Here is a 12,116-nt window from a genome sequence, read left to right as displayed (position 1 = left end):
AACCCTGTGGACAGTTCGGGCGAGCGCAATTTCAGACTAAGCGTAAATATGACCGTTATGCGGCATTGTGCGAGGCCGGGGCGCGGGAGTGTTGTCCACAGGCGGTGGCCGGAGACGGGCGGCCCAGACAGAATCGAAGTGGCGGGGAGGTGATCCCGGCCACCCCGACCACTACGGGAGGCAGCAGTGAGGGCAGCGACACTGGGACCCGCCGAGCGCGCCGAGGCGCTCGCGGCGATGGCCGAGCGTGAACTGGACGTGCTCGTCGTGGGCGCGGGAGTGGTCGGCGCCGGGACGGCTCTCGACGCCGTCACGCGCGGACTCTCGACGGGGCTCGTCGAGGCGCGCGACTGGGCCTCCGGCACGTCCAGCCGGTCGAGCAAGCTCATCCACGGCGGTCTGCGCTATCTGGAGATGCTCGACTTCGCACTCGTACGGGAGGCGCTGAAGGAACGCGGACTGCTGCTGGAGCGCCTCGCCCCGCATCTGGTGAAACCGGTGCCGTTCCTCTACCCGCTCCAGCACAAGGGCTGGGAGCGGTGGTACGCCGGATCGGGCGTCGCGCTGTACGACGCGATGTCCGTGTCGTCCGGGCACGGGCGCGGCCTGCCGATGCACCGTCACCTCTCGCGCAAGCGCGCCCTGCGGGTCGCGCCCGCGCTGAAGAAGGACGCCCTGGTGGGCGCCCTCCAGTACTACGACGCCCAGATGGACGACGCGCGCTTCGTGACGACGCTGGTGCGCACGGCCTCGCAGTACGGCGCCGAGGTCGCCAACCGGGCGCGCGTCGTGGGGTTCCTGCGCGAGGGCGAGCGGGTCGTCGGGGCCCGGGTGCGGGACCTGGAGGGCGGCGGGGAGTACGAGGTCCGGGCCAGGCAGGTCGTCAACGCGACGGGGGTGTGGACGGACGACACCCAGGCGCTGATCGGCGAGCGCGGCCAGTTCCACGTGCGGGCGTCGAAGGGCATCCACCTGGTGGTGCCGAAGGACCGCATCCACTCGTCGACCGGGCTGATCCTGCGGACCGAGAAGTCGGTGCTCTTCGTCATTCCCTGGGGCCGGCACTGGATCGTGGGCACGACCGACACCGACTGGGACCTCGACAAGGCCCACCCGGCCGCGTCCAGCGCGGACATCGACTACCTGCTGGAGCACGTCAACTCGGTGCTGGCGGTGCCGCTGACGCGTGACGACGTGCAGGGCGTGTACGCCGGCCTGCGGCCGCTGCTGGCCGGCGAGTCGGACGCCACGAGCAAGCTCTCCCGCGAGCACACGGTGGCGCACCCGGTGCCCGGGCTCGTCGTCGTCGCGGGCGGCAAGTACACGACGTACCGCGTGATGGCCAAGGACGCCGTCGACGAGGCGGTGCACGCGCTCGACCAGCGCGTCGCCGAGTGCGTGACGGAGGAGGTGCCGCTGGCCGGGGCCGAGGGGTACCGGGCGCTGTGGAACGCGCGGGCGCGCATCGCCGCCCGGACGGGCCTTCACGTCGTGCGGGTGGAGCACCTGTTGAACCGGTACGGGTCCCTGGCCGAGGAACTGCTGGAGCTGATCGCCCGTGACCCCGGGCTCGGTGTGCCGGTGGGCGGGGCGGACGACTACCTGCGGGCGGAGATCGTGTACGCCGCCTCGCACGAAGGGGCCCGCCACCTGGACGACGTGCTGACCCGGCGTACGCGCGTCTCCATCGAGACCTTCGACCGGGGAACGCGCAGCGCGCGCGAGTGTGCGCAGCTGATGGCGCCGGTCCTCGGCTGGGACAAGGAGCAGATCGAGAAGGAGGTCGAGCACTACGAGAAGCGCGTCGAGGCGGAACGGGAGTCGCAGCGCCAGCCGGACGATCTGACGGCCGACGCCGCGCGGCTCGGGGCGCCGGACATCGCCCCGATTCAGTGACTGGCCGTGATGCGGTGAACTCGGCAAGGGGGCGGGAAGGTTCGGTGGCGACGGCCTGAAACTGCTGTGACCTGCGCGGGGTCCCTTTTGTTCGCCCGGTGGAAAGGCCCCGGCGACCCGGGACCACGATCGGTCGCGCGGTGAGGGACAATGAAGGCTCTGCCAGGGCGCGTTGTCGCATCACCCTGGAACGCAGCCATCGCGGGCGAAGATCAGGGATCGCAGAGGGGACGCATGTCGGAGGCGGAGCAGTCCAAGGACACCGAGGGACGTCTTCTCGCCGGTCGGTACCGGCTCGGGGAAGTGCTCGGCCGGGGCGGCATGGGTACGGTCTGGCGCGCGGTCGACGAGACGCTGGGCCGCACGGTCGCGGTCAAGGAACTGCGCTTCCCCACGAGCATCGACGAAGAGGAGAAGCGCCGGCTCATCACGCGCACCCTGCGTGAGGCCAAGGCGATCGCCCGCATCCGCAACAACGGCGCCGTGACGGTCTACGACGTGGTCGACGAGGACGACCGGCCCTGGATCGTCATGGAGCTGATCGAGGGCAAGTCGCTCGCCGACGTCGTGCGCCAGGACGGGCTCCTGACGCCGCGACGGGCCGCCGAAGTGGGCCTCGCGATCCTCGACGTACTGCGCGCCGCGCACCGCCAGGGCATCCTGCACCGTGACGTGAAGCCGTCCAACGTGCTGATCTCCGAGGACGGCCGGGTCGTCCTGACCGACTTCGGCATCGCGCAGGTCGAGGGCGACCCGTCGATCACGTCGACCGGCATGCTGGTGGGCGCGCCCTCGTACATCTCGCCGGAACGGGCCCGTGGTCACAAGCCGGGCCCGGCCGCCGACCTGTGGTCGCTGGGCGGTCTGCTCTACGCCTCGGTCGAGGGCACCCCGCCGTACGACAAGGGGTCCGCGATCGCGACCCTCACGGCCGTGATGACCGAACCGCTCGACCCGCCGAAGAACGCCGGCCCGCTGGAAGAGGTCATCTACGGCCTGCTGGCCAAGGACCCCGACCAGCGGCTCGACGAGGCGGGCGCCCGGGCCCTCCTCAACGACGTGATCCACCTGCCCGAGGAGCCGGACGGGGCCCGTCCTTCGCTGGAGGCGACGCGGGTGGTGCCGCTGCCGCCCGTTCCCGAGGACGTGCTCAGCGAGGTGCGGCCGGCCGGGCGCGACGCGAAGGCGGACGACGCCGCGGCCCCCGGCGACCGGGTCCGGGGCGCGCTGAAGTCCGTACGCAACGCGGCGGCGGCCCAGGCCGCCAGGCCGAAGCAGACCGCGACGACGCAGCAGCCCGCGGGCGGACCCAAGCCGCCGGCGCGGGCGTCGCTGACCGATGTCGTCCCGCGCCGCACGCTGGTGATAGTGGCGGTCGTCGCGGCGCTGGCGCTGATCGGCACCGTGCTCGTCGTCTCGCTGACCGGTGGCGGCGACGACGGAGCCCGGGGCAAGTCCAAGGACGGAACGTCCGCTTCGAGCGGCACGACCGCCGGCGGCGACGCCAAGGGCGGCGCCGACCAGGGCAAGGAGCCCGACAGCGGGAAGAGCCCCGGCCAGGACACCGGCCAGGGCCAGGGCAAGGGCGACGCCACGGGTGACGACGCCGGCAAGGACGACGCCGCCGACGACGGCGAGGACGCCTCGGACGACTCCGCGACGGACGACCCGCCGAAGGGCGGCGCCCTGCCCAAGGGGTACGTGAAGGTCAGCGACGACCGGTTCCGCTTCACGATGGCGATGCCGAAGGGGTTCAAGCGCACCGACATAGCGGGTGTGAACTCCGGCGGCATCTACAACGCGCGGCCGGGCGCCTTCCCGCGCGTCCAGGTCGACTTCAACGGAAGCCCCCGCGACGACGCCCGCGCCGCCTGGGCGGCGGCACAGGCCGGAGTCGCCGCGACCAGCAGCAACTACAAGCACCTGGGAATACGGCCCGTCGACTACAACGGGTACCCCACCACCGCCGACTGGGAGTTCGAGCGCGATCAGGGCGGAATGCGGGTACACGTCCTGAACCGGGGCTTCAAGGTCGACGCCACGCACGGTTACTCGATCATGGTGAGCTGCCGGGCGAGCGAGTGGAACGGCGAGGAGTGCCGGACGCTGCGCAAGACCGCGCACGACACGTTCAAGCCGAAGGACTGACGCTCACATCCGCCGGGTTGTCGAGACCCGGCGGCGCGGCCGGGTTCGGCCACGTATCGTGAGAGCTCGTGGACTGACCGTACGCGACCGGAATTGACGACTTGGTGCGGTCACCGGGTCGGGGGTACAGCGCGCTCTGGGGAGGCGTCGTGGATGACTACGCGGGTCGGGTGCTTGCCGACCGCTACCGCCTTCCGTTGCCGCCTTCCGACGCGTACGAACTGGTGGAGACCAGGGCGTTCGACACCTACAGCGGCCAGGAGGTGCTGGTCCGTCAGATCCCGCTGCCCGAAGTCGTGGACGCGGAGTTCCTGGACGGCGAGGGCGGCGGGGCCGCGCAGCGCCGCGCCGCCGGGCGTACGACCCGGCGGCCGGCCGATCCCGCCGTGCGCCGGGCCGTCGAGGCGGCGCAGGCCGCCGCGCAGATCCCCGACCACCCCCGGCTCGACCAGGTCTTCGACGTCTTCGCCGAGGGCGGCTCGCTGTGGATAGTGAGTGAACTCGTCGCCGCGCGGCCCCTCGCGGCGCTGCTCGCCGAGAAGCCGCTCAACCCCTACCGGGCGGCGGAGATCGCCGCCGACGTGCTGACCGCCCTGCGGGTGCTGCACGCCCACGGCTGGACCCACCGCAACATCACCGTCCGCACCGTGCTCGTCTGCGACGACGGCCGCATCGTCCTGACCGGCCTCGCGGCCGGCGCGGCCGAGGAGGCGCTGTGCGGATACGCCCCCGTGCCCCTGCCGCCGGCCGACCCCGCGGACGACGAGGAGGAGGGCGGCGGAAGCTGGGGCAGCCCGGCGCCCGGGCACGAGGCGCCCGCCCAGTACGGCGTCCCCGCCCCCGGCGACCGCACCCCGCTGCCCGCGGGCGGCGGCAGCCCCGCCGCCGAAGTGCGCGCGGCGCGCGCCGGAGCGATCGCGGCGTACCGCGCGGGAGCCCGCGCGGCGGCCCGGGTCAACGAGGAGCAGCGCCCCGGAGCGGCCAACGCGGTGCCGGCCCAGCGCCCTGCGGCGGCCCCGCGCGCCATCAGCCCGTACGTCGACCTCGACCCCGGGCCCGACCCCGCCGAGCTCCCCCGGCGGCCCGAGCTTCCCGGCGCCTGGCACGACCCCCGCCCGGGCGCCCCCGGCGACCGGCGGAATGCCCCCGCCCCGCCCCAGGGCGCGCCCGCCACCACCGGCGGCCGGCTCCCCGCCGCCACCGGTGACCACGACGACTCCTGGCACGGCGCGGTCCCGCGCTCCCCGGCGGGCGACGGGATGCGGGCCGACGGCCTGCGCCGCGGACCGCACCAGCCGCACCCTGCGCCCCCGGAGGCCCAGCCCCGGCCCCCGGCCCGGAGCTGGGACGAGGTCGTGGCGGGCGGGCACGACAACCGGGGCGACACCGGCGGACAGCCGCCCGTGTACCGAGGACCCGCCACCCCGCTCGCCGCCGAGCGCGCCCGGCAGGCGCGGATCGCCCTGGTGGGCGCCGTCACCGAGCGGTGGGCGCCCGAGCAGGCCGGTTCCGTCCACGGGAACTGGCAGCTCGCCCCGCCCATCGGCCCCTCGACCGACCTGTGGGCGCTCGGCGCGCTGCTCTTCCGTACGGTGCAGGGCCACGCCCCGTACCCGGAGGAGAGCGCCATCGAGCTGGTGCAGCTCGTCTGCGCCGAGCCGCCCGCCTTCGCCGAGGAGTGCGGCCCGCTGCGGCCGGTCGTCGAGTCGCTGCTGCGCCAGGACCCGACCGAGCGCCCCGACTTCGAGGAGCTGCGCGGCTGGCTGCGCTCGCTGGTCCGGTCCGCGCCGGAGCCGGAGGCCGGGGCGGACGTCGTGCCGCTGCCGTCCGCCGACGCCGCGCGGCTGCCCATCGTGCGCCGCCGCGGTGAGCTCGTACGCAGACGCCGGGGCGCGTCGTCCGACGTGCACGGCCGCCACCGGCACAAGAAGGCCAAACCCCGGGGCAGGGCGGAGCACCAGGAGCCGCGCGAGCCGCGACCGCCCAGGGAGCCGCGCATCAAGGAGCCGCGGATCCAGAAGAAGCAGCGCGGCGGCCCGCGTTCGCTCGGGCGCACGCTCCTGCTCCTCATCCTCCTCGGCCTGACCGCCGCGCTCGTCTACGCGATGGTCTTCATGCCCAAGGCCGGCCAGGAGGACGGCGGCAAGGACGGCAGCCCGGCGGGCGACCCCGTGCGGGCGGGCGCCGGACGGAGCACCGGCGCGCCCGCCACCCCCGGCCCGTCCGCCGGACCCGCGAGCGAGCGGCCCGATCCGCGCGAGACGCCCGGCTCCCAGCAGCCGCAGACCTCCGCGCCGGCCCCCGACGTCGCCGACGGGTACGCGCTGCGCAAGGACCCCGAGGGCTTCCAGATCGCCGTCGACAAGGACTGGGAGCGGCGGCCGATCAACGACGCCGGCCAGGTCCGCTACCGGGGCAGCGGTTTCGAGCTGCTCGTCGTGCCCGGCCGCGACACGGTCGAGGAGTACGGCGGCGACCCGATGGACTACCAGCTCAAGAGGGAACGCGAACTCCAGGCGGTCAGGGACTCCTCCTGGTCGACCCAGAACGGGCTGCGCCGCATCGACGTGGGGCAGCAGGCCATGGCGGAGGGCCAGTTCACCTGGCAGGACAGCAGCGGACGGGACGTGTACGTACGCAACCTCGCGATGATCGTCGGCGACCGGTACCACGTCGTCCAGGTGATCGGACCGGAAGCCCAGCGCGACAGGATCACCGAGATCTACGAACAGGCCACGGCGGCCTACCGGGTGACAGGCGGCTGACCAGGCCCTTGGGCCTCCTAGACGCGGGGCAGGACAGATGACGTGGACCACTCACACGCGATGACCGGCGCAACAGGGGGCGGCAGCCGCCTCGTCGCCGGGCGCTACCGCCTCGGCGACCGGCTGGGGCGCGGCGGCATGGGCACCGTCTGGCAGGCCACGGACGAACTGCTCGGACGGCAGGTCGCCGTCAAGGAGCTGCACTTCGGCGGGGACGAGCCCGGCCTGCCCACGGCCGACGCGCGGTTGCGGCGCGAGCGCGCGTTGCGCGAGGCGAGGACCGTGGCCCAACTGGTCCACCCGCACGTGATCGTCGTGCACGACATCGTCGAGGACTCCGACGCCGGTCTCTCGTACATCATCATGGAGCTGATCGACGGCGACTCGCTGGCGGACCGGATCGCCTCCTCGGGGCCGGTCGACGTCCGCGAGGCCGCCCGGATCGGTCTCGCGCTGGTCGGCGCACTGCGCAACGCCCACGAACGCGGCGTACTGCACCGCGACCTCAAGCCCGACAACGTGCTGCTGGAGGCGGGCACCGGCCGCGTCGTCCTCACCGACTTCGGGATCGCCCGGCTCGACGGCGGTACGACGATCACCGACGCCGGGTCCTTCGTCGGCTCGCCCGAGTACACCGCGCCCGAGCGGATGGAGGGCCGCGCCGCCGGCCCGGCCTCCGACCTGTGGTCGCTCGGCGTGCTGCTGTGCACCGCGGTGAGCGGCGAGTCCCCTTTCCACCGCGACTCCCTGGGCGGCGTCCTGTGCGCCGTCATGCACGACCCGATCGTGCCGCCCGCCGCCGCCGGCCCGCTGCTCCCCGTCGTACGCCGCCTGCTGGAGCGCGATCCGCAGCGCAGACTCGGCGCGGCGGAGGCGGAGCGGCTGCTGCTGGCGTTCCTCGCGACCGGCATCGCGCCCGAGGCCGCGCCCCCGTGCCCCGCCACGCAGTCCCACGTACCGCTCGTGCCCAGGGCGATGCGGCTGCGCCTCGGCGGCGTGCGGGGCGCGCTGGTCGCGAGCGTGCTCGTCGCCGTGATGGCGGGGGCCGGGGCGGCGACGGCGACGCTGTTCCTGCGGGACGGCGACGGGGACGGCGACGGCCGGGGCGGCGGCGGGCATACGGAGGCCGCGCCCACCCGTACGGTCACCTCGACCGTGTCGACGCGCCCCGGCGGCGGGGGACCGGACCGGACCGGCACGGCCGACGCGGCCCGCACGCCCCCGCCCGGCTACCGCAGGGTGAGCGACCCGGCGGGCTTCGCCCTCGCCGTCCCGGAGGGCTACGACCGGTCGGCCGACGACAGCCGGGTCGCGTACCTGTCGCCGGACAAGAGCATCAGGATCGGCGTGCGCCAGCAGACGCCCGTGCCCGGCGGCCCGCTCGGCGTGATGCGGCGCGCGCACGAGAGGGGCCCGGACGCGCACCCCGGCTACCGCGCCGGCAAGGTCACCCGCACCACGCACAACGGGCTGGCCGCCGCCCTGTGGGAGTTCGTCAGCGACGGCTTCGAGCCCGGCGACGAGGCCCGGCACACCTACGACCTGTGCTGGGAGGAGGGCGGTCTGATGTACGACGTGTGGGTGTCGGCGCCGGTCCGCCTCCAGGACGATGCCAAGCGGCACTTCGACACCGCCCTGGACTCGTTCGCCCGCGACTGAGGCGCCGCACGTCACGGGCCCCAGGGGCAGCACAAGCCCCTGATCAGGGCTTATTTGCCAGTGAACACTGGCACGGTGGTGAGGGCCCGGTGAAAAGGCGTTACCGACGGGTACCAAAAGGCCCGCCGGAGGCTTACTCTCCCCTTCATGACGGACTCGCAGGCCCCCGCAGCCGCCCTCGGTACGAACCCTGTCGCCGCCGCCCCCACGGGCGCGCGCACGGCGGCCGACGTGGTCACCCCCGAGGTGGTCGCCCAGCTCACGCGTGACGTGGTCGGTTCCGGCCGCACGGCGAACCACACGCCCTTCACCGGGGAGAAGCTGGCCGACCTGCCCGAGTCGACCCCCGAGGACGTCGCCACCGCCTTCGAGCGGGCGCGCGCCGCGCAGCCCGTCTGGGCGGCCGTGCCCGTGCGCCGGCGCGCCGCGATCCTGCTCCGCTTCCACGACCTCGTACTGGAGCGCCAGGCCGAGGTGCTCGACCTCATACAGCTGGAGACCGGCAAGGCCCGCCTGCACGCGCACGAGGAGATACAGGCGGTGGCCATCGCCGCCCGCCACTACGGCCGCAGGGCCGCCTCGTACCTCAGGCCCCGGCGGCGCACGGGCGCGATCCCGACCCTGACCAAGGTCACGGAGCTGCGCCAGCCGCGTGGCGTCGTCGGCCAGATCGCCCCCTGGAACTACCCGCTCGAACTGTCCATCGGTGACGCGCTGCCCGCCTTCGTGTCCGGCAACGCCGTCGTGATGAAGCCCGACACCGAGACCGCGCTGACCGCCCTGTGGGCCCGCGACCTCCTCGTCGAGGCCGGCCTGCCCGCCGAGGTCTTCCAGGTCGTGCTGGGCGAGGGGCCGGTCGTCGGCCCCGAGATCGTCAAGCACGCCGACTACGTCTCCTTCACCGGTTCCACCCGCACGGGCCGCGAGGTCGCCCGGGGCGCCGCCGCCCGCCTCATCGGCGTGTCCCTCGAACTCGGCGGCAAGAACGCCATGCTGGTCCTGGCGGACGCCGACGTGGAGAAGGCCGCCGCGGGCGCCGTCCGCGCGTGCTTCTCCTCCGCCGGGCAGCTGTGCGTCTCCATCGAGCGGCTGTACGTGCACGAGTCCGTCGCCGACGACTTCGTCGCCCGGTTCGCCGCCCGTACCAGGGCGATGCGCCTCGGAACCTCCCTCGCGTACGGCGCCGACATGGGCTCGCTCGCCGGCGAGCGGCAGCTGGAGAACGTCAGGCGCCACGTCGAGGAGGCCGTCGCCAAGGGAGCCACCCTCGTCGCCGGCGGCGTCGCCCGCCCCGACATCGGCCCGCTCTTCTTCGAACCGACCATCCTGGACGGCGTCGAGGCGCCGATGTCGGTGTGCACCGAGGAGACCTTCGGCCCGGTCGTCTCCGTCTACCGGTTCACCGACGAGGACGAGGTCATAGCGCAGGCCAACGCCACCCCGTACGGCCTCAACTCCAGTGTGTGGACCAAGGACGCCAAGCGCGGCCACGCCGTCGCCGCCCGGCTGCGTACCGGCACGGTCAACATCAACGAGGGCTACGCCCCCGCGTACGGCAGTGTCCAGGCCCCGATGGGCGGCATGAAGGACTCCGGACTCGGCCGCCGGCACGGCTCCGAGGGCATCCTCAAGTTCACCGAGGCCCAGACCGTCGCCCACCAGCGGCTGATTCCCATGGCCCCGTCCTTCGGCATGGACGACGAGAAGTACGCGGCGTTCATGAGCAGCAGCCTGAAGGCGCTCAAGGTCCTGCGTTTCCGCTGATCCCAGCCTTTTTCCGACGAGGAGCGCCATGTCACAGGAGAGCTCTGTCCGCAGCCAGGACGCTGAGGACGATTCCGCGTACGACTACGACGTCATCGTGGTCGGGTCCGGCTTCGGCGGGTCCGTGTCCGCACTGCGCCTGACGGAGAAGGGCTACCGGGTCGGTGTCCTCGAAGCGGGCCGCCGCTTCACCCGCGAGACCCTGCCCAGGACCTCCTGGGACATCAGGAACTACCTGTGGGCGCCCGCGCTCGGCCTCTTCGGCATCCAGCGCGTGCACCTGCTCGGCAACGTCATGGTCCTGGCGGGCGCGGGAGTGGGAGGCGGCTCGCTCAACTACGCGAACACGCTGTACGTACCGCCCGCCGCCTTCTTCCAGGACCGGCAGTGGGCGGACATCACGGACTGGCAGGACGAACTCGCGCCGTACTACGACCAGGCCAGGCGCATGCTCGGGGTGCGCCTTAACCCGACCATGACACCGTCCGACGTGCACCTGAAGGCGACCGCCGAGGCCATGGGAGTGGGGAGGAGCTTCCACATGGCGCCGGTCGGCGTCTTCTTCGGCGACGGCAAGGACGCCGACGGTGAGTCAACGGCCGCACCGGGCGCGGAAGTTCCCGATCCGTACTTCGGCGGAGCCGGACCGTCCCGCCGGGCCTGCACCGAATGCGGCGAGTGCATGACCGGCTGCCGGCACGGCGCGAAGAACACCCTGAACGAGAACTACCTTTACCTGGCCGAGAAGGCCGGCGCCGTCGTCCACCCCATGACCTCCGTCGTCGGCCTCGCCGAGCACCCCGACGGCGGCTACCGCGTCGCCACCGTCCCCACCGACGCCCGCCGCAAGGCCGCGCCCCGCACCCTCCGGGCCCGCCAGGTCGTCGTCGCCGCCGGCACCTACGGCACGCAGACGCTCCTGCACACCATGAAGGACCGCGGCGACCTGCCCCGGCTGTCCGCGAGGCTCGGCGAACTGACCCGCACCAACTCCGAGGCACTCGTCGGTTCGCAGACCACCGACCGCCGCTACCGCAGGAAGCACGGCGCCCCGAAGGCCGACTTCACGCGCGGTGTCGCCATCACGTCGTCGATCCACCCCGACGAGAGCACCCACATCGAACCAGTCCGCTACGGCAGGGGCTCCAACGCGATGGGCGCGATGTCCATCCTCCAGGTGCCGTACGCCGAGAGGTTCCCGCGCGCCCTGGGCTGGCTCGGCAACGTCGTCCGGCACCCGGTGCTCACCGCACGGTCGCTCTCCAACTACCGCTGGTCCGAGAAGACGATCATCGGCCTGGTCATGCAGTCCCTCGACAACTCCCTGACGACGTACCGCAAACCCGGCGGCATCGGAAAGGGCCTGCTCACCGCCCGTCAGGGGCACGGCGCGCCCAACCCCAAGCAGATCCCCGAGGCGGCCCGCGCCGCGACGCTGCTCGCCGAGGAGATCAACGGCTTCGCGGGCAGCAACGTCGGCGAACTCATGGGCACGCCGCTGACCGCGCACTTCCTGGGCGGCTGCCCGATCGGGGCCACACCGGAGCAGGGCGTCATCGACCCGTACCACCGCCTGTACGGCCACCCCGGAATCTCGGTCGTCGACGGCTCGGCGGTCTCCGCCAACCTGGGCGTCAACCCGTCGCTGACGATCACCGCGCAGGCGGAGCGCGCGATGTCGTACTGGCCCAACAAGGGCGAGCCGGACGTGCGCCCGGCGCAGGACGCGGCGTACGAGCGCCTGGCGGCGATCGAGCCGAAGGCGCCGGCGGTGCCGAAGGAGGCGTTCGGCGCGCTGAAGCTGCCCTTCCTCGGCATTCCGGCGCTCCCGCCGAAGAAGTGAGCGGGCAGGCAGAAGGCGCTGCACCCCCCTCCGAGTGCAGC

The 12,116-nt window shown here is 73.3% G+C and carries 6 protein-coding genes; all 6 read left to right on the top strand.

Annotated features, from left to right (window positions below):
• The first annotated feature begins 186 nt into the window (after positions 1-186).
• Complete coding sequence (locus ACWGH0_RS14915) at positions 187-1,896, top strand: glycerol-3-phosphate dehydrogenase/oxidase (RefSeq protein ID WP_453404567.1); 1,710 nt, start codon at positions 187-189, stop codon at positions 1,894-1,896.
• A 234-nt stretch (positions 1,897-2,130) separates the two neighbouring features.
• Positions 2,131-4,044: a serine/threonine-protein kinase gene (locus ACWGH0_RS14910; protein ID WP_453404566.1), complete on the top strand. Its 1,914-nt coding sequence runs from the start codon at positions 2,131-2,133 to the stop codon at positions 4,042-4,044.
• Between the two features lie 149 nt (positions 4,045-4,193).
• Positions 4,194-6,809, top strand: coding sequence for a protein kinase (locus ACWGH0_RS14905; RefSeq protein ID WP_453404565.1), 2,616 nt, complete (start codon positions 4,194-4,196; stop codon positions 6,807-6,809).
• A gap of 60 nt (positions 6,810-6,869) precedes the next feature.
• The gene (locus ACWGH0_RS14900) at positions 6,870-8,468 is read left to right on the top strand and encodes a serine/threonine-protein kinase (RefSeq protein WP_453404564.1); all 1,599 of its coding nucleotides are present in this window, start codon (positions 6,870-6,872) and stop codon (positions 8,466-8,468) included.
• Between the two features lie 147 nt (positions 8,469-8,615).
• Positions 8,616-10,232, top strand: a complete 1,617-nt coding sequence (locus ACWGH0_RS14895) for a succinic semialdehyde dehydrogenase (RefSeq protein WP_453404563.1) — start codon at positions 8,616-8,618, stop codon at positions 10,230-10,232.
• Between the two features lie 28 nt (positions 10,233-10,260).
• Positions 10,261-12,075: a GMC oxidoreductase gene (locus ACWGH0_RS14890; protein WP_453404562.1), complete on the top strand. Its 1,815-nt coding sequence runs from the start codon at positions 10,261-10,263 to the stop codon at positions 12,073-12,075.
• Positions 12,076-12,116 lie beyond the last annotated feature (41 nt).

Source organism: Streptomyces sp. NPDC054887 (assembly GCF_053610585.1).
Note: the sequence above shows the minus strand (reverse complement) of the source record. Positions and strands in the feature narration are given on the sequence as shown.

Excerpts from the sequence above, each read along its gene's own strand:
- ACWGH0_RS14900 (WP_453404564.1), top strand. The coding sequence starts at position 6,870 with ATGACCGGCGCAACAGGGGGCGGCAGCCGCCTCGTCGCCGGGCGCTAC.
- ACWGH0_RS14910 (WP_453404566.1), top strand. The coding sequence starts at position 2,131 with ATGTCGGAGGCGGAGCAGTCCAAGGACACCGAGGGACGTCTTCTCGCC.
- ACWGH0_RS14895 (WP_453404563.1), top strand. The coding sequence starts at position 8,616 with ATGACGGACTCGCAGGCCCCCGCAGCCGCCCTCGGTACGAACCCTGTC.
- ACWGH0_RS14890 (WP_453404562.1), top strand. The coding sequence starts at position 10,261 with ATGTCACAGGAGAGCTCTGTCCGCAGCCAGGACGCTGAGGACGATTCC.